The organism is Kineococcus sp. AC630, from assembly GCF_979255925.1.
The window spans coordinates 99,794-121,078 of the sequence record NZ_CEEDMJ010000019.1 but is presented as its reverse complement, the minus strand read 5'-3'; the positions used below and the strand labels follow the sequence as shown (position 1 = coordinate 121,078).

Here is a 21,285-nt window from a genome sequence, read left to right as displayed (position 1 = left end):
GGGTGGGCGTTCCGGTCGGGGCGGATCGTGCCGGAGGATGGGGCCGTGCCCCGACGCCCCCGCCCCGGTCGACGCCCCGCGATCGGCTCGGTCGTCCTCTGCGCCGTGGTGGCGCTCGTCTGCTGGGTGGGTGCGGTCCTCGAAGGCGGTGTCCTGCCCTGGGTCCTGGCCTTCACCGCGGCCACGGTCGCCGTCGTCGCGGCGTTCTCGGGTCGTCGCCGCGTCTGACCTCAGACGATCTCGGCGACGACCGGACGCGAGACCTCCGGCCGGTCGGCCGGGCGGCGCAGGCGCGCGACCAGCCGGCACCCGAGGTAGATGACGAACGACACCGTCGTCACGTAGGGGCTGATCGGGATCGACGACCCGACGGCCAGCAGCAGACCGCCGACCATCGCGACCAGCGCGAACACCGTCGAGAGGACCGGCACGACGAAGGGGGACGCGCTCACCCGCATCGCCGCGGCGGCCGGCGTCACCAGCAGCGCCAGGACCAGCAGGGCGCCGACGATCTGCACGCTCATCGCCACGGACAGGCCGAGGACGAGCATGAAGACCGGGGACAGCGCCCGCACCGGAACTCCCCGCGCCGCCGCGACGTCCGGGTCGAGGCTGGCGAAGAGCAGCGGACGCCACAGCAGCGCGAGGGCCACCACGACGACCGCGGCGATCACCGCGAGCGAGAACAGCTGCGGGTCGTCGACGGCGACGATCTGGCCCGTCAGCAGGCCGAACTTGTTCGCGGCCCGCCCCTGGTAGAGGGCCAGGAACAGCACCCCGAGTCCGAGGCCGAAGGGCATGAGGACCCCGATGGCGGAGTTGTGCTCCCGCGCCCGGGCCCCCAGGACCCCGAACAGGACGGCCGCGAGCACCGACCCCACGAGCGAGCCCGCGACGACGTTCGCGCCGAGCAGCAGCGCGGCGGCCCCCCCGGCGAAGCTGAGCTCCGCGATGCCGTGCACGGCGAACGGCAGGTCGCGCGCGACGATGAACATCCCGATCAGCCCGCCGACCAGACCGAGCAGCGCGCCCGCCCACAACGAGTTGTGGACCAGGGCCAGCAGCTCCCCGTAGTCGGAGAAGTCGATGACCTTGTCCCAGGCGATGGCGCTGGCGGTGCTGTTGACGGCGGTGCTCACGATGCTTCCTGGTGGTCGTGCGAGTGCGGGTGCTCGCTGGGGGCGGCGCCGCCGGCGACGAGGAGCCGGCCGTTGGAGCGCAGCACCTCCACGGGGGAGCCGTAGAGCTCGGAGAGCGTCGCCGAGGTCATGACCTGCTCCGGCGTCCCGATCCGGAACCGGCCGTTGGCCAGGTAGAGCACCCGGTCGGCGTAGGGCAGGACGGGGTTCACGTCGTGGGTGACGAAGAGGACGGCCGCGCCGGTGCGGGTGCGGCACTCGTCGACCAGCGCGCTGACGGCGCCGGCGTGGTGCAGGTCGAGGGAGAGCAGCGGTTCGTCGGCGAGCAGCAGGGCCGGGTCGCCGACGATGCTCTGCGCGACCCGCAGCCGCTGCTGCTCCCCACCGGAGAGCCGGCCGACGGGGGAGTCGGCGTAGCCGGTCGCGCCGACGGCCTCGAGGACCCGGTCGACCCGGGCGTTCGCGCGGCGGGAGGGGAGCAGGGGCCCCCAGCGGTGGCCGTCGAGGCCGAGGCGGACGAAGTCGCGGGCGCGCAGCGGGGTGCTCGGGTCGAGTCCCTTCTGCTGCGGGACGTAGCCGATGCGGCGGTCACCGCGCCGGACGGGGCGCCCGGCGACCTCGACGGTCCCGGCTGCGAGCGCCTGCTGACCGAGGACGACCTTCAGCAGGCTCGACTTCCCGGCGCCGTTGGCGCCGAGGACGGCGACGAACTCGCCGGGCGCGATCTCCAGGTCCAGCCCCGACCACAGCCGGCGCGAGCCGTACTGCAGGGACGCGCCCGTGAGCCGCAGCGCAGGGGGGATCACTGCGTCAGGGCTGTCGCGATCGCGTCGACGTTCGCGGTCATCCACGTCGTGTAGTCCTTGCCCTCGGGGAGCGTCTCGGTGACCGGCACCACAGCGATGCCGTTGTCCTTCGCAGCCTTCAGGACCTGCTCGGTCTGCGGGCCGGTGGTCTGCTCGTTGTAGACCAGCGCCCGCACCTGGTGCTGCGTGAACAGGGACAGTGTCTCCTGCAGCACGTCGACCGGGACGTCGGTCTCCTCCTCGATGGCCTCGGAGAACTCCACGGGGGTGACGTTCTTCGCGCCGAGCGCCTCCAGCAGGTAGCCGGGGACGGGTTCGGTGATCGCGACGGGCCGGCCGTCCGTGCCGGCCTTGTCGGCCTGGACCTTCTGCTCCAGGGTGTCGAGGCCGCCCTCGAAGGACGTCAGGTTGGCCGTGAAGGTGCTCGCGTCGTCCGGGGCCGCCTTGGCGAGCTCGGTCTCCAGGGCCTGCGCGACCTTGCGCACGGTCTCGACGTCGTACCAGACGTGCTCGTTGAGCTCCCCGCCCGCGGGGGCGGTCCTGCCCGAGATGTCGACGGCGTTCAGGACGACGGCCTTCGTGTCGGAGGCCTTGAGCATGGTGTCGACGAAGTCGTCGTAGCCGCCGCCGTTCTCGAGGACGACGTCGGCCTTGGACAGCTCCAGCTGGGTGCGGGTGTTGGCCTCGTAGCTGTGCGGGTCGGCGCTGGGGTCGTCGATGATCGAGGTGACGGTGCCCTTGCCGCCCAGGATCGACTCGGCGATGGAGCCGTAGACGTTGGTGGAGGCGACGACGCTCAGACCGGTGTCGTCGCTCGCGGCGGAGGTGCTGTCGCTGCCACCGCAGGCGGCGAGGGCGAGCGAGGCGGTGAGGGTGGCGGCGAGGACGAGGGACGAGCGGCGCGAGGGCATCCGACAACTTCCTGACGATGGGAACGGTTCGCAGTAACTGTAGGGGATCCTTCGGCGCGCATGGTCCGGCCCCCAGCGGGTAGGAGACAGCTGTGAACCGACCATCGCCCGACCTCGTGCGCGCGGACGCGCCCGCCACGGGTCTCGCCCGCGCCATCAGCGGCAAGCTCCTCTTCCTCTTCATCCTCGGCGACGTCCTCGGAGCCGGGATCTACGCCCTGGTGGGGACCCTGGCCGGGAAGGTCGGCGGGGCGGTGTGGGTCCCGCTGCTGATCGCGCTGGTCCTCGCCACGCTGACCGCGGCCTCCTACGCCGAGCTCGTCACCAAGTACCCCAAGGCCGGCGGTTCCGCGGTCTTCGCCCAGCGCGCCTTCGGCCGGCCCGTCGTCTCGTTCCTGGTGGGCTTCTCGATGCTCGCGGCCGGCGTCACCAGCGTCGCGGGGCTCGCTCTCGCCTTCTCCGGCAGCTACCTCTCCGAGCTCGTCGACGTGCCCGCGACGCCCGCCGCGCTGGTGTTCCTGGTGCTGGTCGCGCTGCTCAACGCCCGCGGCATCAAGGAGTCGCTGCGCGCCAACCTCGTCATGACCGTGATCGAGGTGGGGGGTCTGCTGCTGATCATCGCCCTCGCCGCCCTGGTGCTCGGGCGCGGGGACGGCCACCCCGGCCACGTCCTGGAGTTCGACGGCGGGTCCACCCCCGTCGCCGGGATCCTCGCCGCCTCCGTCATCGCCTTCTACTCCTACGTCGGCTTCGAGACCTCCGCCAACGTCGCCGAGGAGGCGGTGAACCCCAGCCGCACCTACCCCCGCGCCCTCTTCGGCGGTCTCGCCGTGGCCGGCGTCGTCTACGTCGGGGTCGCGCTCGCGGTCTCCGTGGCCGTCGACACCGACACCCTCGCCGCCTCCAGCGGACCGCTGCTCGAGGTCGTCCGCGTCGCCGACGTCGGGCTCCCCGGCTGGCTGTTCTCCCTCATCGCCCTCGTCGCGGTCGCCAACGGGGCGCTCCTCACCTCGATCATGTCCAGCCGCCTCACCTACGGCATGGCCCAGGACGGGCTGCTGCCCGCGGGGCTGGGCCGGGTCCTGCCCGGGCGTCGCACCCCGTGGGTCGCGATCGTCGTCACCACGATCGTCTCGATGCTGCTGGTCCTCAGCGGCGACCTCGAGACCCTCGCCTCCACGGTCGTCCTGCTGCTGCTGATCGTGTTCATCTCGACCAACCTCGCCGTCCTGGTGCTGCGCAAGGACGAGCCGGGGCACCGGCACTTCCGCACCCCGACCGTCCTGCCCGTCCTGGGCATCGTGTCCTGCGTCGTGCTGCTCACCCAGCAGGAGGCGGGGGTGTGGCTGCGCGCGGGCCTGCTGCTCGTCGTCGGGGTCGTTCTGCACCTCGTCACCCGGCGCTTCTCGCGTCCGACGACCGTCGAGGTGTGACGTCCGTGGAGGTGCAGGTCCTCCGCGCGGGTACGGTGCGACGGTGAGGCACTGGGGCGGTTCCGGGGACTACGTCGAGGGTGAACGGGTGTTCGCCCCGCCCGCGGGGAGCTTCGACCCCGACTGGGTCGCGGGCCTGGCCCTGGACCGGCTGGGGGCCGCCGCGGCCGTGTCCCGCCCCGCCCTCGCCGTCGCGGCGCAGGCCGACTGGACCCGCCGCGAGACGGGTGGCGGCGAGGACGCCCGGGTGCGGGCCCTGACGGCGGACGGGCTCCCCGAGCCCACCGCCCTCGCCCTGGTCCGCGCCGCGGAGGACTTCGTCACCGCCTACGGCGTCGAGTGAGCCCGCTCCGGTCCTAGCGGCCCGGCCGGCGCGCCCGGGTCGTCCGCCAGCACCCGGGTGCAGCAGGCGATGATCAGCGGCACGGCCAGCATCGCGCCCACCGCGGGGACCGCGGCGCCGGAGTCGTTCACCGCGAACCCGATGACCAGCAGCACCAGCAGGCAGGTCAGGCCGGGCTTGAGGACCGGGTGGCGGTCGTAGGCCCGCTGCAGGACCGAGACGCCCAGCACCTTCGGCCGGACCAGGACGAAGGCGATGAACACCGCCGCGAGGGCCAGGACGAGGCTCAGCAGCCAGTTGGAGTACAGGATCCGCAGGTTCTGCGCGCCCTTGCGTTCCACCACCTGCCACGCGCCGCCGTCGACGAGGGTCTGGACGAAGCGGCCCAGGTGGGTCTGGTCGTCGGTGGGTCGCAGCCAGTCCGCGACCGAGATCCCCGCGAGGACGACGACGGTCGCCCCCAGGATGACCACGACGCGCTGCCAGGTGATGCGCACCCCGGCGACGACGAGGGCGAGGAAGCCGAACGCGGGCAGGATCGCCGGCGGGCCCCCGAAGTCGCTGCCGAGGACACCGTCCACGAACGTCGTGAGCAGCCCCAGCACCGCCACGGCCACGACCGCCCAGCGACGGCGACCGGCGCGGACGAGGAAGTCGGCGAGCGCGACGGTGAACAGCAGCGACCCCGTCGCGAACAACGCGAACTGCTGGTTCCCGAGGCCGTAGAAGCGGCCCGCGACGACGGGTTGCAGGCCGTTGAGGCTGGAGGTGATGAGCCGCGAACCGGTCGCGCAGTCGACCGCGAGCACCCCCGCCGTCACCAGCCCGACGACGCCGAGCGGTCCGAGGGCGTGCGTGCGCCACGGCCCGAGCAGCGCCACCGCCGTGATGACCGCGACGTAGAGCGCGACGGCCCCGCTGACCGCGAGCAGGTGACTGCCGGTGGAGTCCCCGGCGCGCCACCACGGGATCGTGTTGGCCAGGAAGGTCGAGGCGCAGACCGCGCCGAACACCACGGTGAGGACCCGCAGCCAGGCGAGCACCCGGCGCCGGCCCCGGCGCCCGCCCCAGGCCTTGCGCAGGGCGAGCGTGGCGACGGCGTAGAGGACGATCTGGGCGGCCCCCCAGACGGTGAAGAACGGTCCGACGAGCGGCTGCACCGCCTGCGCGGCCTGGTCGAGGTCGCGCACCTTCTCCTCGCGGTCGGCCACCGACCTCTGCGCGTCGGTGCTGGTGACCGGGGCGCCGACGAGCCCGGGCGTGCCGTGGTCGCTGCCGAGGGCCAGCGAGAGGACGGTCGGGGTGAGGTCGGTGGTCTGCACGATCGCGGTCTGGCGGGTCGAGCGGGAGCCGAGGAGGCCCTCGTAGGTCCCCGACCCGGGCTGCGGGCCCGTCGCGGCGCCGAACTGCAGGTGCGCGGTCCGGCCCGCGTCGCCGAGGGAGACGGCGAGGACGGTCGTGGCATCGGCGCCCGTGGCGGCGGCGACCGCCTGCTGGACCGCGGCGACGACGTCGTCGACGGCCTTCACCTGGTCGGCGCGGGACAGGGTGGGGGCGCTCTCCCGGGCGGGCAGGTCGGCGGCGTCGCGGACCGTGCCGGCGTCGACGACGACGACCTGGGTGCCGGACTCCAACGCGTCCTGGACGTAACCACCGATCACGTCGGGCTGAGGGCCTTCCGGGGCGTACTTGCCGGTGATCAGCCCGCTGGTGGCGGGGGAGCCTCCGTTGGACGTGGCGTAGTTCCCGACGGTCCCGTCCTCCCGGGCCAGTGCCACAGCGGCGCCCGGCCCGATCGCCAGAGTGTTCGTCCCGGCGTCCGCGAGCGCCTGCCCGAGCGTCCCGGGGACGGCGCTGAAGGTGCCGGCGTCGGCGATTCGCCGGTACTCGGCGAAGCCCGGCTGGATTCCGTCGACGGGTTCGTCGACGGGCTCGCACGCGGCGCTCGCGTGCTGCTGCGACGTCCCGTCGAAGCCCGTCGCGCGCCGCCCGGCCGAGAGTCCGAGCCAGCCGTCGACGGGGCAGGCGGCGGTGAAGACGCTGCGCACGGCGACGGTCCCGATCGCGCCGGAGCTCATCGAGGCCAGCGCGGGGGTGGCCGTGGTGGAGACGTCGGACCAGCGGACCCCGGAGAACCCGACGACGACCAGCGGGGCGCGCTGGTCGGCGGCCTGCGCGGGGAGCGCGCCGACGACCAGTCCGGCCAGGATCACCAGGATCCCGATCAGGGCGGTGACGGCGGGTGGTCGGCGGGTGATCAGGGACGGCACCGTCACAGGCTAGGGGCGTCGGTGGTCGGGACCTGTGCGTCGCTGGGGGAGGATCGGGGCGTGCTGAGCGAGGGGACCCCGCGGAACGGTGCTGCGCTGTGGCGGTGGGTCGGGGTGCTCGTCCTGCTCGTCGCGGCCGCGCCCATCGTCCACCGCTACCTGATCGCCTACCCCGACGACCAGTGGCAGGTCGACCTCGAGGTGTACCGGGAGGCCGGGCGATCGCTGCTGCTGGGGCGTCCGGTCTACACCTTCGAGACCGAGGTCCCGCAGCTGCTGCCGTTCACCTACCCGACGTTCTCGGCGGTGCTGTCGATCCCGTTGGCGCTGCTGCCCTGGGCCGTGGCGGGGTGGGTGTGGACGGGCGTCCAGCTCGGGCTGCTCTACGCGATCGTGGGGATGGCGTTCCGGCCGCTGCTGGTGCGGGCCGGTCGCTTCACGGGGCTCGCGCACGGGGTCGTCGCGGCGCTGTGCGTGTGGATCTCGCCGGTGGGGGAGAACATCCGCTTCGGTCAGGTCAACGCGATCCTGGTGACGCTGTGCCTGCTCGACCTCCTGAAGGGCGCGGAGCGTCTGGGTGTGAAGGGGACCGACGGGCTGCGGGTGGGCCGGTTCACGATCCGCTGGCCGCGCGGGGCCCTGGTCGGGATCGCGGTCGCGATCAAGCTGACCCCGGGGGTCTTCCTCGTCCACTTCGTCGTGACGAGGCAGTGGCGGGAGCTGCGCAACGCGGTGCTGGCCGCGGTCGGGGTGACGGTCGCGACGTTCTTCGTGGCCCCCGAGGGGTCGCTGGAGTTCTGGACGTCGGCGTTGCTGAACTCCGACCGGCTCGGGCCGAACGCGGGGTCGTCGAACCAGTCGCTGCGCGGGTTCGTGCTGCGCCTCTACCTCTCCGACGGTGCGACGACGGCGGTGTGGGGGGTGCTGGCGCTGATCGCGGCGGTCGCGGGGTACTCGGTGGCCCGGGCGATGCACCGGCGCGGTTCGCTGGTCGGGGAGGTCGCGGCCTGCGGGATGGTCGCGATCCTCGTCTCGCCGGTGTCGTGGCTGCACCACCTGCTGTGGGGGGTCGTCGTGCTCGGGGCGGTCGTCGGCGACGGTCGGGTCCGGCGGCGGGCGGTGGCCGCTGCGGTCGGTCTGCTGCTGCTGTGGATCGCGTGGCCGTGGTGGGGCGCGAACCTGCTGGCCTCGCGCAGCGTGCCGACGCCGGTGGCCCGTCTCGTGCAGAACGGGGACCTCTGGTGGGCCTGTCTGTCACTGCCGGTGATGTGGCTGTTGGTGGCGCGACACGCCGAACGTCAATCACAGGTAGTGACGGATCGGTCGCATAGCGTTTAGATTTCTCACCCTTGGGGCAAGACGGGTCCACGTGATGAGCACGGGGAGCACCACGTCGAGCACCACACACCTAGGGGGATTCCGTGAGCGAGACGAGTCGAGGCCTGCGGCCGACGATCGACGCTTGGGAGTGGCAGCTCCTGGGTTCCTGCCGAGAGGCTGATCCAGAGCTCTTCTTCCACCCGGAGCTGGAGCGGGGAGCCGCCCGCCAGCACCGCGACGCAGCGGCGCTCGCCGTCTGCGCTGAATGTCCGGTCCTGCGCCAGTGCCGGCAGCACGTCCTCACCCACCGTGAGAACTACGGGGTCTGGGGCGGTCTGACCGAGGACCAGCGGGACACGATCTGGAGCGAACGCACCGAGCGCCGCAAGCTGCGCAAGGCGGGCTGACCCCCGCGGCGTCGAGCCCTCCAGCGCCGGGGGGCGAGACGCTACTGTGCAGCACCGTGCTGCGCTACGCGTTCTTCGGTCCCGTCGGGACCTTCTCCGAAGCGGCCCTGCGGACCGTCGTCGCCGACGTCCCCGCGGTCGCGATGCCCAGCGTCGACGCGACGATCGAGGCGGTCCGCAGCGGGGCCGCCGACGTCGGTTGCGTGCCGATCGAGAACTCCGTCGAGGGTGGCGTGCCCGCCACCCTCGACGGCCTCGCCGTCGGTGAGCCCCTGGTCGTCGTCGCGGAGGTCGTCCTCGCCGTCTCCTTCGTGCTGGCGGTCAAGCCGGGGGTGCGCCTCGAGGACGTCAAGCGGGTGAGCACGCACTCCCACGCCCACGCCCAGGTGCGCAAGTGGCTGCACACCCACCTGCCCGACGCCCTCTACGTCCCGGCGACGTCGACGGCCGCGTCCGCGCAGGCGCTGGCCGACGAACTCGCGGGCGGAGAGCCCGCCGGGTTCGAGGGCGCCATCTGCGCGCCCTTCGCCGCGGAGAGCCTCGGGCTGGACGTGCTCGCCGAGCGGATCGAGGACCGCGACGGCGCCCAGACCCGCTTCGTCCTGCTCTCCCGCCCGGGCGTGGGCGAGCTGCCCGCCCCGACGGGCCAGGACAAGACGTCCCTCGTGGTCTTCCTGCGCGAGGAACGCCCGGGTGCGCTCGTCGAGGCCCTCGAGCAGTTCGTCACCCGCGGGATCAACCTCACCCGGATCGAGTCGCGCCCCTCCGGTGACGCGCTCGGTCGGTACTGCTTCTCCATCGACTGCGACGGCCACGTCACCGACGCCCGCGTCGGGGAGGCCCTCATGGGGTTGCACCGCGTCTGCGAGCAGGTCCGGTTCCTCGGCAGCTACCCGCGCTCCGACGGCGGTCGCACCGTCGTCGGCGACGGTCCCAGCGAGGAGGACTTCACCACCGCCCAGGGGTGGCTCGACCGTCTGCGCGCCGGCGTCGGCGCCTGAGGTCCCTGCGCCCCGGTCGGTCACGGGCGGGTCCGGGCCACCGCTCACCCGGTCGGCGCATGGAGTCCGCGACGGGCCGCCCCGATGTCTAGAAGGTGATCAGCCAGCCGCCCGCGCGCGCCCTCGACCTCGGCGCCGACGGGCCCGAGCGGCGCGTGGTCGCCGTCGGGTACCTGCTGACCAGCCTCGTCAGCGCCTCCGTCGCGCTGCTGCCCGTCTGGCCCGGCGTGCACGACGGCCCGGTCCTCGCCGTCGCCGCGTTCGGGGTGCTCAGCGGACTCGGCCTGCTGCTGGTGCCCGCCTGGCCGATGGCCGGTCCCCGCACCGCCATCGTCGGCGCGGCCCTGTGCACCTCCGTCAGCGTCTACGCCGCCGACGGCTCGCCCGGGGTCGGCGTCCTCGTCACCCTGTACTGCGCCACCGCCTCGCACATCCCCTTCCTGCGCTCGGGACGGGCCCTCGTCGCCGCCACCGCGCTGCCGTTCGCGCTGCTGCCCACCGCGCTCATCGCCTCCGGGCACCCCGGCCAGGTGCTCGGCTGGCTGCTGGTGCTGCCCGTCACGACCGTCGTCCCCGTCCTCGGCGTGCGCTCGCTGCTGCGGCTGGCCGCCCGGCGCGCCCGCCACGACGCCGGCTCCGACCTCCTCAACCGCACCGGGCTGCTCGAGAGCTGCGCCCGGCGGCTGCAGGAGGACGACGGCCTCGACGGGCGGGCGACGGTGAGCGTCGTCCACGTCGACGACCTGCGCGACCTGCGCCTGGCCCTGGGGCCCGCCGCCGCCGAGGAGGTCCTGGCCGAGTGCGCGCGCCGCGCCGCCGCCCTGCCCGGGGCGGTCGTCGCCCGCATCGACCTCGACTCCCTGGCCGTCGTGCGTCCCGCCCTCCCCGGCGCTGCCGCCACGACGGGCGCCGAGGCGGGTCGCGACCTGAGCGAGGTGCTGCTCGCCCCCGTCGTCCTGGCCGGAGCCGGCCCGGGTCGGGGCCTGCAGGTGCGCCCCGACGTCTCGATCGGCGTGGCCTGCGCCCCCGAGCACGGCCGCGCCATCGAGGACCTGCTCGCCCTGGCCGACGTGGCCGCCGTGCGCGCCGCGGCCGACCAGCAGCGCGTCGCCGTCAGCGGCGGCGAGGCCGTCTTCGACGCCGACGCCCTGCGCCTGCACGCCGAGCTGCCCGCCGCCGTCGAGGCGGGCCAGCTGCGGGTGCACTACCAGCGCCTGGTCACCGCCGGCACCGGCCGCACCGTCGGCGTGGAGGCCCTCGTGCGCTGGCAGCACCCCGAACGCGGGCTGCTCGGCCCGGGCGCGTTCATCCCCCTCGCCGAACGCAGCCAGGCCATCGTCGGCCTCACCCGCTGGGTGCTGCGCACCGCCGTCGACCAGTGCGCCGCCTGGCGCGCCGCCGGTCGTGACGTCGGGGTGTCGGTCAACGTCTCCCCGGTCGTGCTCGCCGACCCCAGCCTGGTCGAGGACGTGCGCCGGCTGATCGCCGAGCACGGGCTCGAGCGCGGCGTCCTGACCCTGGAGGTCACCGAGAGCGCGCTGCTGGCCGACCCCGCGGGTGCCGCCACCGTGCTGTCCACCCTGCGCGAGGCCGGCGCCCGCATCTCCCTGGACGACTTCGGCACCGGCTACACGTCGCTGACGATGCTGCGCCAGCTCGAGGCCGACGAGCTCAAGGTCGACCGCTCCTTCGTCGCCGCCGCCCCGCAGGCCCCCGCCGACGCCGCCATCGTCCGCACCCTGGTCGACCTCGCCCACCGGCTCTCGATGGAGGTCGTCGCCGAGGGCGTCGAGGACGCCCGCACCGCCGACCTCGTCCGCGGCCTCGGCGCCGACGTCCTCCAGGGCTTCCACTTCGCCCGCCCCGTCCCGGCGGAGGAGGTCTTCGCCGCGCTCCCCGCGCCGCCCACCGCGCTGGGCGGTGGGACCGACGGGGAGCCGGTGCCGGCCCCCCGGGGTGTCGACGAGGGGGAGCGGGTCCGCCTCGCGCACGCCGTCCTGGCCGCCACGGTCCGTTCCCAGGGTCTGCTGCGCAGCGTGACCGCGCTGGCCGCCTCCGTCTGCGGAACACGGTTCGCCAGCTTCAACGTCGTCACCGAGGAGCACGTGCACCTGCTGGCCGGCCACGGCCACGAGCGGGACGTCGTCCCCCGCGACGGGACCCCCTGCGCGTGGACGGCCCAGCAGCGCGACGTCCTCCAGTTCGACCCCTCGACCGACCCGCGCACCGCGGGCGGGGCCGCCGACCGCGCCGGGGTCCGGAACTACGTCGGAGCCCCCGTCACCGACGCCGCCGGGCGGGTCCTCGGCGTCCTCTGCGCCTACGACGACCGGCCGCTGCCCCTCACCGGCCTCCAGCGCACCCAGGTGCAGGCCCTCGCGCGCCTCGTCGCCGACCACCTCGCCGGGGTCGACGCCGCCGGTCAGCTCGACCGCGTCCACGGGCTGCTGCAGGCGATGGCCGAGCTGGAGGGCACCGCCGACGAGCAGCGCCTCGTGCTGGGCTTCGGTGCGGCCGTGCACGACCTGCTCGCCCCCGACTTCAGCTTCGTCGTGCGCCCCGCCTGCCCGGGCGGGCGCTGGGAGCTGCTGGGCCACCGCGGCGACGTCGACCCGGCCCTGGTCGATCAGATCGGCTTCGACGCCGACGGGCGCAGCGCCGTGGCCCGCTCGGTCGCGACCGGGCGCTCGGTGTGGGTGCCGGACGCGACGACCAGCACCGTCATCGCCGCCGAGCTGGCCCGGCAGGTCGGGGTGGGGTCCGTGCTCACCGTCCCCGTCGTCGCCGCCGACGGGGTGAGCCACGTGCTGTCCTGCGTGTGGCGCGAACCGCAGCAGGAGCTCAGCCCGGTCCTGCGCGACGCCGCCGTCGCGGCCGCCACCCGCACCGCGCGCCAGCTGCCCCGGACGGCGGTCCCCGCCCCCCCGGTGCCCGCGTGAGCCCCCGTCGCGACGGGCCCGTCCTCGCCGGCGCCGGCGTCCTCGTCGTCGGGTACGTGCTGCTGCCCGGCGGGCGGGCGGAGCTGGTCGGCTACGCCGTCCTGGTCTGGTGCTCCGCGCTGGTGCTCCTCCACGCCGTCGCGACCTCCCCCGCGCTGCGCGCGTGGCGCCCGCTGGTCGCGACGCAGCTGCTCTTCGCCCTGGGGGAGAGCGTCTCCGTGGCCCAACGCTGGGACGGTCGGGCGGCGTTCCCCACCAGCGCCGACGCGCTGTTCCTCCTCGCCCAGGTCCTGCTGTTCGTCTCGGTGCTGGGTCTGCTGCCCGCCCCGCGCGGGGGTGTGCGGCGCGGGGCGCTGCTGGACACCGTCATCGCGACCACCAGCACCGCCCTGCTCTTCGTCGTCTACACCGTGCTGCCCGCCTTCGTCGGCGAGGGGCACCTGGCCGCCCGACTGGTCGCCGCCGCCTACCCGCTGTGCGACGTCGCCGTGGTGTTCCTGCTGGTGCGCGTCACCGGCTGGCGCAGCAGCCGGCCCCGCGCGTTCTGGCTGCTGGCCGCGGGTCTGAGCGCCAGCGTCGCCGCCGACGTCACCTTCGCCGTCCTCACCGCGGTGGGCGAGGACGGTGCTCCGCGGTGGGTGCGGGTGCTGTGGCTGGTGTTCTACGGCTGCGTCGCCGCCGCCGGGCGCGACCCCTCCGCGGCCGACCTGGGCCACCCGCCGCTCGAGCGCCGCACCGAACCGGAGCTGGTGCGGCTGCCGCTGCTGGCCGTCGCCGCGCTGCTGCCGCCGGCGGCCCTCGTCGTCGAGCACCTGCTGCCGAAGGACCAGGACCACGGGCTCACGCTGGGCCTGGCCACCCTCGTCGTCGTCGCCCTGGTCCTGGTCCGCGTCGCGGACCTGCTGCGGGTCCTGCGCGGGCAGGCCGTCGTCGTGGCGCGCCAGGCGGGGACCGACCCGCTGACCGGGTTGCCCAACCGCCGCGCCTGGAACGCCGAGGTCGACCACGTCTTCACCCGCGCCGGCGGCGACCCGCGCCTGCCCCTCACCGTGGCCATCGTCGACCTCGACCACTTCAAGGCCTACAACGACGCCCACGGCCACGAGGGCGGCGACGACTTCCTCGTCGCGGTCGCCCGCGCCTGGCAGCGCGTCCTGCCGGGGGTGTTCCTGGCCCGCTGGGGCGGGGAGGAGTTCACGCTGCTGCTGCCCGGGCTGGACGCCGCCGCCGCCGTCGCCGTGCTGCGCGCCGTGCACGAGTCCGTCCCACACGGGCAGACCTGCTCGATCGGCGTCGCGACCTGGGACCGCTCCGAGGTCCCGCCCGCCGTCCTGGCCCGCGCCGACGCCGCGCTCTACTGGGCGAAGCGGACCGGGCGCGACCGGACGGTCGTCGCCGGGGACCACGACGCCGCCGCGTCCCCCCTGGCGAGCTGATCCCCGAGTCCACCGCCCCCGACCACCCGTGATCTCGTGGGGTTTCCCAGCGGGATCACGGAGCGGTGGGACGCCGGACGCCGCGCACCCTCAGCGCTGCGACGGCAGCGGGGGACAGCGCACCAGCAGCGCCCCGGGCTCCACGGTCAGCGTGATGCGGAGCGCCTCGCCGATGGGGTCGCCGTCCAGCTCGACCTCCTGCGCCTCACCCGTCGTCACCTCGAAGCGACGCCCGCGCAGGTGGCGCACCCGACGCTGACCGCGCCGGTCCCGCGTCGCGATGGCCCACGCCACCTCGCCCCAGCCGATCCCGCCCCGGGGGGAGATCACCACGGCGTCCAGGTGGCCGTCGTCGATCTCGGCGTCCGGCATCAGCACCAGCTGCTTCGTGAGCTTCCCGCAGTTGCCGACGATGACCGCGCGGGTGCGGACGGCCAGGGGTTCCTCGTCGTCGACGCGGACCTGCACCTTCGCCTGCGGACCCCACAACGCCCGCGCCCCCGAGACGACGTACGCGCCGTAGCCCAGCCGCTGCTTCAGCCGGTCCTCGACCCCGGCCATCATCGCCGCGTCGAAACCCAGCCCGGCCATCACCAGGAACAGGTAACGCTCGGGCTCGTCGTCGTGACCCGAGCGGTCGACCTCCAGCCAGCCGACGTCGATCCGCTGGTCCTCCTCGGAGAACACCAGGTCCAGCGCCGCCGCGAGGTCGGTGTGCGGGACGTCCAGGTTGCGCGCCAACAGGTTCCCGGTGCCCGCCGGCAGCAACGCCATCGGCGTCGACGTCCCCGCCAACGACTCCGCCACCGCGCGGACCGTCCCGTCGCCCCCCGCCGCGAGCACGATGTCGACCCCCTCGGCCACCGCCCGCCGCGCCTGCGGACCACCGGGTTCGTCGATCGTGGTCGGCAACCACAACGGGTCGGCCCAGCCGTGGGACCGGAACACCGCCGCGACGTAGGCCTGCCGGCGCCGCAACGCGTGCTGGTCCAGGACGCTGAACTTCGTCGGGTTCACCACGATCGCCGCCCGCCGCTGCCGGGGCGGCTCGTCGTGCGGCTCGACCGCCGGGACCACCTGGGCGCGCAGAGCCCGCGTCGACCGGCGCTCGCGGGCCAGCAGCGTGAACGTCACGACGAACGCGACGGCGAGCAGGACGGCGAGGGCGCCGGTGCCGAAGAGGTCCGCCACCGTCATCCGGTCAAGCTACCTGCTCGCCGGTCCCTCCCCGCCCGGGTGGTGGTGTCCGCCGGTGGTCGCGGAACGGGGTCGGGGGTCAGGGGGGTGACCCGTTAGTGTCGAGACGTGATCGACCTGCGACTGCTGAGGGACGAACCGGACCTCGTCCGCGCGAGCCAGCGTGCCCGTGGTGAGGACGAAGGTGTCGTCGACCGGGTGCTCGACGCCGACGCGCGCCGCCGCGCCGCCATCGCCGAGTTCGAGCAGCTGCGCTCCGAGCAGAAGTCGCGCGGCAAGGAGATCGCCGCCGCGAAGGGCGAGGAGAAGCAGAAGCTCGCCGCCGCGGTGAAGCAGCTCTCCGAGCGCGTGAAGGCGGCCGACGCCGCGTCCGGCGCGGCCGGCGAGGAGTTCGAGACGCTGCTGCGCTCGATCCCCAACGTCGTCGAGGACGGTGTCCCCGCCGGTGGTGAGGACGACTACGTCGTGCTCGAGGAGATCGGGTCCCACCCGGAACTGCCCGAGGGGCTCGACGCCTGGCGCGACCACCTCGAACTGGGCGAGAAGCTCGGTGCCATCGACATGGAACGCGGCGCCAAGGTGGCGGGTTCGCGGTTCTACTTCCTCACCGGTGTCGGTGCGCTGCTGGAACTCGCGCTGCTGAACCTGGCCGTGGCGAAGGCCGTCGGCAACGGTTTCACCCCGATGATCACCCCGACCCTGGTGAAGCCCGAGGTGATGGCGGGCACCGGGTTCCTCGGTGCGCACGCGGCCGAGGTCTACCACCTCGAGGAGGACGACCTCTACCTCACGGGGACCTCCGAGGTCGCCCTGGCCGGCTACCACGGTGACGAGATCCTCGACCTGTCGGCGGGCCCGAAGCGCTACGCCGGCTGGTCGGCCTGCTACCGCCGCGAGGCCGGTTCCTACGGCAAGGACACCCGCGGGATCATCCGCGTCCACCAGTTCCACAAGGTGGAGATGTTCTCCTACTGCCGGCCGGAGGACGCGAGCGCGGAACACCAGCGGCTGCTCGGTTTCGAGAAGGACATGCTGGCCGCCATCGAGGTCCCCTACCGCGTGATCGACACGGCCGCAGGGGACCTCGGTTCCTCGGCGGCCCGGAAGTTCGACTGCGAGGCGTGGGTGCCGTCGCAGGGCGCGTACCGCGAACTCAGTTCCACCTCGAACTGCACGACCTTCCAGGCCCGCCGCCTCGGGGTGCGCGAACGTCTCGAGGAGGGTTCCGGGACCCGTCCCGTGGCGACGCTGAACGGCACGCTGGCCACGACCCGCTGGATCGTCGCGATCCTCGAGAACCACCAGCAGGCCGACGGTTCCGTGCGGGTCCCCGCTGCGCTGCAGCCGTACCTGGGCCTGGAGGTCCTCACCCCCGTGCGCTGAGCGACCCCCTCGGCTCCGACCAGTGCCCGCCTGCGCGCAGGTGCCCGACCACCAGGCGTTCCAACCGCGTCCGCGGTTCGACGAGGTCGAGCACCTCGCGCAGCGGCCGGCGGAACACGAACTTCGCGACCGCGCGGTCGCCCTCCTCCCCGCGCTCGACGGGTCCGCGGGCGAACCTCTCCGCGAAGCGCACGATCCCGCTGTCCGGACCGAGAGCCGGGGGCAGCAGCGGGTCCAGCAACCACGACGTGCAGTGGAACGCGCGGGCGCCGAGGACCTCGACGGCGCGGGTGAGGGAGTCCTCGACGGCCTCGTCGCTCAGCGGGCCGGCTTCGGGGAGGTGCACGGCGTGCCCGTCGGTCCCGGCCACGCGTTCGAACTGCAACCGCCCCAGGGCGACGACGTCCGCCCGGGCCAGGCCCAGCAACCACGGGACGTCGATCCCGTCGCCGTAGGCGGCGACCTTGCGCGGGACGTCGGCCAGCGTCGCCTCCGCGGTGTCGGCGTCCAGCCCGAGGTGCCGGAACCGCGCCAGCACCTCCTCGTGAAGCTGGTCCAGGGCGCGCGTGAAGCGGGGGACGGGCAGGTCGAGGGCCGGTGCCTGCGGGGCGAGCAGGGCGGAGCGGACCAGCTCCACGTCACCGACCAGGTCGCCCACCACGTCGTTCACCGCGACACCTCCGCGAGCATCGCCGCACCGCGGGCCGCAGCGGTGTCGCCGTGCCGGGCGGCGACGATCCGGGGCTGACGCACCCCCGGGAGGCGGTCCGCCAGCGCGGTGCGCAGGGGGTCCAGCAGCAGGTCGCCGGCGAGCGCCAGCCCTCCGCCCACGACGAGGACCGACGGGGCGACGGTGGCGACCAGCCCGGCCAGGGCGTGCCCGAGGACGTCGACCGTCTCGCGCCAGACCTGCTGCGCCGCAGGGTCTCCGGCGCGGACCGCGGCGGCGACCTCGTGGGCCCCGGTGGTCCCCGCGCGGCGGGCGGTGGCGGCCGCCGACGCCACCTCCTCCACCCGGAGCCCGCGGAAGGGGCCCTCGGTGAGGACGAGCTGGCCGATCTCGCCGGCCCACCCGCCGGCCACCAGCGGTACCCCGTCGACGAGGACCGCGGCGGCGATCCCGGTGCCGACCGGCACGAAGGCGACGACGCCGTCGGCTCCGCGGGCCGCTCCGGTCCGGGCCTCGGCGACGGCCCCGGCCCGCACGTCGTGGCTGAGGACGACCCCCGCCCCGAGCGCCGCGGTGAGCAGGGCGGCGAAGGGGACGTCGGTCCAGCCCAGGTTGGTGGACAGGACGCCGGTCCCGCTCGTCTCGTCGACCACCCCCGGCAGGGCGACGCCCACGGGGTCGCCGGGGCGGTGGCCCAGCCGGGCGGCGAGGGCGGCGACGGCGGAGACGACTCCCCGGCCGGTGGGGTCGGGGCGCGGCGTCGGGATCCGCTGGTCGTCGAGGACGGTCCCGTCGGCGGCCGGCCGCAGGCCCTTGACGGTGGTGCCCCCGACGTCGATGCCGATCGGCGGTGCGGGAGCGGTGCGGGAGGGTGGTGGGGTGGGGGGCATCGGCTTCTTCCCGCGAGGCCCGGCTCCGGCTCGTCGCCGGCAACGTCCAAGACCGCTGCTGATCGTTGTTGATCTGTGCGGGGTCATCTTGAGCAGGATCGTGCACCGACGTCAATCCCCGACGTGCCATCCTGGGAGCCCCAGTGGAGGAGCCGCACATGACCGCCCAGCAGCGCCTCAACCAGGTGCTCGAGTACGTGACCGAGCGCGGGAACGTCTCCATCGCCGAGGTCGCGCAGACGCTGGGCGTCTCGACCGCCACCGTGCGCCGGGACCTGAACCTCCTCGCCGAGCAGCGCCTGGTCACCCGCACCCACGGTGGTGCGGCCGTGCTCGGCACGGGGTACGAGCTCCCGCTGCAGTACAAGATCGCCCGCCAGGCGGACGCGAAGCTGGCCATCGCCCGGGCCGTGGTCGAGCTGGTGCAGCCGGGGGATTCCGTGGGCCTGAACGGCGGGACGACGACGACCGAGGTGGCCCGGGCCCTGGGCGCGAGCGAGCGGCTGCGTCCCGGCGGGGGTGCGCCCGGGGTCACGATCGTGACGAACGCGCTGAACATCGCCTACGAGATGTCGGTGCGCGAGCACGTGAAGATCGTGGTCACGGGCGGGGTGCCGCGCCGGCAGAGCTACGAGCTGGTGGGTCCGCTGGTGGGGTCCTCGTTGCGCGACTTCAGCCTCGACCTCGCCGTCCTCGGGGTCGACGGCCTCACCGGTCGGTTCGGGGTGACGACGGTGCACGAGGGGGAGGCGGAGGCGAGCCGGCAGATCGCGGCCGTGGCCGGCCGGGTGGTCGTCGCGGCCGACGCGACGAAGCTGGGCCGCACGACCTTCGCCCGGATCTGCTCGCTGGAGCGCCTCGACGTCCTGGTGACCGATGCCCCGGTGGCGGGGGACGTCGCAGCGGAGCTGGCCGCGGCCGGCGTCGAGGTCGTCGTCGCCGGGTCCTGAGCGCCCTCCGCCCTCCCTGGTCCTGTCGTGGTCTGCGAGCTAGTGTCACTTCATGCTCATGTGGACCCGTTTTGTGACAAGTTCGCTCACGAGGGCGGCGTGGTGATCACCTCGGACCTCAGGGTCGCCCTCATCGGTGCCGGGGCCCGCTCCGAGATCGGTCAGCACGTGCCGGTCGTCCGTCCCGGCGCGCGCATCGTCGCGGTCGCCGACACCACCCCCGCCGGCCGGGAGCGCGCCGCGACGAGCTTCCCCGGCGCCGTCCTGCACCCCGACCACCGGGCGCTCGTCGCGGCGGGTGGCGTCGACGCGGCCATCGTCACCACCCCCGACGACACCCACGCCGCGATCGCGGTGGACCTGCTGCGCGCCGGGATCGCGGTGTACCTGGAGAAGCCGCTCGCGACGACGCTCGCCGACGCCGACCGGGTGCTGCTCGCGGCCACGGAGACGGGGACCCCGCTCTACGTGGGGCACAACTTCCGGCACGCGGAGGTGGTGCGGACCATGCGGGACGTCATCGCCCGCGGCGAGATCGGCGAGGTGAAGGCCGTCTGGGTGCGCCACTTCGTCGGGCACGGCGGCGACTACTACTTCAAGGACTGGCACGCCGACCGTCGTCGCACGGGCACGCTGCTGCTCCAGAAGGCCAGCCACGACATCGACGTCATCCACCACCTGGCCGGCGGGTACACGCGCCGGGTCGTGGGCATGGGTGACCTGATGGTCTACGGCGCGATCCAGGACCGGCGGGAGCGGCCGGGGGAGACGATGCCGGACTGGTTCTCGATGGACAACTGGCCGCCGGCGGCGGCGACGGGACTGAACCCGGTGGTGGACGTCGAGGACCTCTCCATGGTCCTCATGACGTTGGACAACGGGGTCCAGGCCAGTTACCAGCAGTGCCACTTCACCCCGGACTACTGGCGCAACTACACGGTGATCGGCACCGAGGGCCGGTTGGAGAACTTCGGGGACACCGCGGGCGGCGTGGTCCGGGTCTGGAACCGCCGTCACGAGTTCTCCGCGGCCGGGGACCGGGAGCACCCCATCGCCGGCGTCGAGAGCGGTCACGAGGACGCCGACGTCCTCACGATGGCGGAGTTCCTGGCCCACGTCGCCGACGGTTCGCCGACGGTGGTCTCCCCGGTCGCGGCGCGGGAGGCGGTGGCCGCGGGTTCGCTGGCCGCGGAGTCGCTTCGTTCCGGCTCGCTCCCGCAGACCGTCCCCGACCTCCCCGACGACGTCCGTCGCCACTTCCAGGAGCGGGTCACGGCGGGAGGGGCGCCACCGGCAGACCGCGGTGGCGAGGCGTGACCCACGTGGTGGCGAGCTCCGAGCTGGGGTGACCTTAGGCTGGAGGACGTGAGTGGTGGCCTGGAGGGCGTGCTGGTGGCGCTCGACGTCGATGGAACCGTCGTCGACCTGGACGAGGCGATGTCCGACCGGGTCCGGTCGGCCGTGCGCCGGGTGGCGGAGGCCGGTGCGCACGTCGTCGTCGCGACCGGACGCTCGCTGCACGGGACGCTGCCGGTGCTGCAGCGCCTGGGTCTGCACGACGGTTTCGCGGTGTGCTCCAACGGCGCCGTCACGGTCCAGCTCGACGCCACCGAACCGCAGGGCTACCGCGTCGTCTCGCTGCACACCTTCGACCCGTCGGGGGTGGCCGAGGCCCTGCGCGAGCACCTGCCCGCGGGGTTGTTCGCCGTCGAGGTCCTGGGGCGTGGTTTCAAGCTCACCGCACCGTTCCCGGACGGGGAACTCACCGGGGAGATGGAGGTCGTGCCCTTCACCGAGCTCTTCACCGAGCCGGTGATGCGGGTCGTCGTCCGCAGCCCCGAGCACACCTCCGCGGAGTTCTCCTCGCTGGTCGAGGCGGTCGGTCTGCACGGCGTCGCCTACTCCGTCGGGTGGACGGCCTGGCTCGACCTCGCCCCCGACGGCGTGACCAAGGCCAGTGCGCTGGAGGAGGTCCGGGTGCGGTTGGACGTCGAACGCGCCGCGACCCTCGCCGTCGGCGACGGCCGCAACGACGTCGAGATGCTGCGCTGGGCCGCCCGCGGCATCGCCATGGGCAACGCCCCGGCCGAGGTCCAGGCCGCCGCCGACGCGGTCACGGGCCACGTCGACGACGACGGGCTCGCGATGGTGCTCGAGGACCTCGTCACCGCGGGGTCGTCGGCGGTCTGA

19 protein-coding genes are annotated in these 21,285 nt (G+C 74.1%); 12 read left to right on the top strand and 7 right to left on the bottom strand.

Annotation, left to right across the window (positions count from 1 at the left end):
- The first annotated feature begins 45 nt into the window (after window positions 1-45).
- The gene (locus tag AC0I8G_RS19495) at window positions 46-228 is read left to right on the top strand and encodes a hypothetical protein (protein WP_471731413.1); all 183 of its coding nucleotides are present in this window, start codon (window positions 46-48) and stop codon (window positions 226-228) included.
- 2 nt (window positions 229-230) lie between these two features.
- On the opposite strand, the gene AC0I8G_RS19490 is transcribed toward AC0I8G_RS19495, so the two are convergent.
- Genes AC0I8G_RS19490 through AC0I8G_RS19480 form a run of 3 tightly spaced genes read right to left on the bottom strand, consistent with a single transcriptional unit; the run spans window position 231 to window position 2,856 of the window.
- Window positions 231-1,139 (bottom strand): metal ABC transporter permease, encoded by a 909-nt coding sequence (locus AC0I8G_RS19490; RefSeq protein ID WP_471731412.1) that lies wholly within the window; start codon window positions 1,137-1,139, stop codon window positions 231-233.
- Entirely contained in the window at window positions 1,136-1,942 is an 807-nt protein-coding gene (locus tag AC0I8G_RS19485; RefSeq protein ID WP_471731420.1) for a metal ABC transporter ATP-binding protein, read from the bottom strand. Before AC0I8G_RS19485 ends, AC0I8G_RS19490 begins: the two co-directional genes overlap by 4 nt.
- A complete protein-coding gene (locus AC0I8G_RS19480) occupies window positions 1,942-2,856 on the bottom strand; it encodes a metal ABC transporter solute-binding protein, Zn/Mn family (RefSeq protein WP_471731411.1) in 915 nt (304 codons plus the stop codon). The genes AC0I8G_RS19485 and AC0I8G_RS19480 overlap by 1 nt, the downstream gene beginning before the upstream one ends.
- A 92-nt stretch (window positions 2,857-2,948) precedes the next feature.
- Between AC0I8G_RS19480 and AC0I8G_RS19475 the strand changes: the two genes are divergently transcribed.
- Window positions 2,949-4,289: an APC family permease gene (locus AC0I8G_RS19475; protein WP_380257507.1), complete on the top strand. Its 1,341-nt coding sequence runs from the start codon at window positions 2,949-2,951 to the stop codon at window positions 4,287-4,289.
- Between the two features lie 43 nt (window positions 4,290-4,332).
- A complete protein-coding gene (locus AC0I8G_RS19470; RefSeq protein WP_471731410.1) occupies window positions 4,333-4,632 on the top strand; it encodes a hypothetical protein in 300 nt (99 codons plus the stop codon).
- Here AC0I8G_RS19470 and AC0I8G_RS19465 read toward each other — a convergent pair.
- Window positions 4,617-6,902 (bottom strand): hypothetical protein, encoded by a 2,286-nt coding sequence (locus AC0I8G_RS19465; RefSeq protein ID WP_471731409.1) that lies wholly within the window; start codon window positions 6,900-6,902, stop codon window positions 4,617-4,619. The genes AC0I8G_RS19470 and AC0I8G_RS19465 overlap by 16 nt on opposite strands.
- Window positions 6,903-6,962: 60 nt before the next feature.
- Here AC0I8G_RS19465 and AC0I8G_RS19460 point away from each other — a divergent pair, with 60 nt between their 5' ends.
- The 5 genes from AC0I8G_RS19460 (at window position 6,963) to AC0I8G_RS19440 (ending at window position 14,005) form a co-directional block, all read left to right on the top strand.
- Window positions 6,963-8,240: a glycosyltransferase 87 family protein gene (locus AC0I8G_RS19460; protein WP_471731408.1), complete on the top strand. Its 1,278-nt coding sequence runs from the start codon at window positions 6,963-6,965 to the stop codon at window positions 8,238-8,240.
- Between the two features lie 83 nt (window positions 8,241-8,323).
- Window positions 8,324-8,629, top strand: coding sequence for a WhiB family transcriptional regulator (locus tag AC0I8G_RS19455; RefSeq protein ID WP_380159176.1), 306 nt, complete (start codon window positions 8,324-8,326; stop codon window positions 8,627-8,629).
- A gap of 56 nt (window positions 8,630-8,685) precedes the next feature.
- Window positions 8,686-9,630: a prephenate dehydratase gene (pheA, locus tag AC0I8G_RS19450; protein WP_471731407.1), complete on the top strand. Its 945-nt coding sequence runs from the start codon at window positions 8,686-8,688 to the stop codon at window positions 9,628-9,630.
- Between the two features lie 95 nt (window positions 9,631-9,725).
- Window positions 9,726-12,569: an EAL domain-containing protein gene (locus AC0I8G_RS19445; protein ID WP_471731406.1), complete on the top strand. Its 2,844-nt coding sequence runs from the start codon at window positions 9,726-9,728 to the stop codon at window positions 12,567-12,569.
- On the top strand, window positions 12,566-14,005 hold the full coding sequence (locus AC0I8G_RS19440; protein WP_471731405.1) for a GGDEF domain-containing protein: 1,440 nt from the start codon (window positions 12,566-12,568) through the stop codon (window positions 14,003-14,005). Before AC0I8G_RS19445 ends, AC0I8G_RS19440 begins: the two co-directional genes overlap by 4 nt.
- A 90-nt stretch (window positions 14,006-14,095) precedes the next feature.
- Here the strand turns inward: AC0I8G_RS19440 and AC0I8G_RS19435 are convergent, their stop codons facing one another.
- Window positions 14,096-15,202 (bottom strand): diacylglycerol/lipid kinase family protein, encoded by a 1,107-nt coding sequence (locus AC0I8G_RS19435; protein ID WP_471731404.1) that lies wholly within the window; start codon window positions 15,200-15,202, stop codon window positions 14,096-14,098.
- 108 nt (window positions 15,203-15,310) lie between these two features.
- On the opposite strand from AC0I8G_RS19435, the gene serS reads away from it, so the two are divergent.
- Complete coding sequence (gene serS / locus AC0I8G_RS19430) at window positions 15,311-16,585, top strand: serine--tRNA ligase (RefSeq protein WP_471731403.1); 1,275 nt, start codon at window positions 15,311-15,313, stop codon at window positions 16,583-16,585.
- Here the strand turns inward: serS and AC0I8G_RS19425 are convergent.
- The gene (locus AC0I8G_RS19425; RefSeq protein WP_471731402.1) at window positions 16,569-17,255 is read right to left on the bottom strand and encodes a hypothetical protein; all 687 of its coding nucleotides are present in this window, start codon (window positions 17,253-17,255) and stop codon (window positions 16,569-16,571) included. The genes serS and AC0I8G_RS19425 overlap by 17 nt on opposite strands.
- Window positions 17,252-18,145 carry an ROK family protein gene (locus tag AC0I8G_RS19420; RefSeq protein WP_471731401.1) on the bottom strand — a complete coding sequence of 298 codons (894 nt, stop codon included), beginning with the start codon at window positions 18,143-18,145 and terminating at the stop codon, window positions 17,252-17,254. The genes AC0I8G_RS19425 and AC0I8G_RS19420 overlap by 4 nt, the downstream gene beginning before the upstream one ends.
- Window positions 18,146-18,303: 158 nt before the next feature.
- On the opposite strand from AC0I8G_RS19420, the gene AC0I8G_RS19415 reads away from it, so the two are divergent.
- The 3 genes from AC0I8G_RS19415 to AC0I8G_RS19405 all read left to right on the top strand — a co-directional run bounded on the left by AC0I8G_RS19415 (window position 18,304) and on the right by AC0I8G_RS19405 (window position 21,285).
- Complete coding sequence (locus AC0I8G_RS19415; RefSeq protein WP_471731400.1) at window positions 18,304-19,095, top strand: DeoR/GlpR family DNA-binding transcription regulator; 792 nt, start codon at window positions 18,304-18,306, stop codon at window positions 19,093-19,095.
- A gap of 102 nt (window positions 19,096-19,197) precedes the next feature.
- Window positions 19,198-20,412, top strand: a complete 1,215-nt coding sequence (locus AC0I8G_RS19410) for a Gfo/Idh/MocA family protein (protein WP_471731419.1) — start codon at window positions 19,198-19,200, stop codon at window positions 20,410-20,412.
- A 48-nt stretch (window positions 20,413-20,460) separates the two neighbouring features.
- On the top strand, window positions 20,461-21,285 hold the full coding sequence (locus AC0I8G_RS19405; RefSeq protein WP_471731399.1) for an HAD family hydrolase: 825 nt from the start codon (window positions 20,461-20,463) through the stop codon (window positions 21,283-21,285).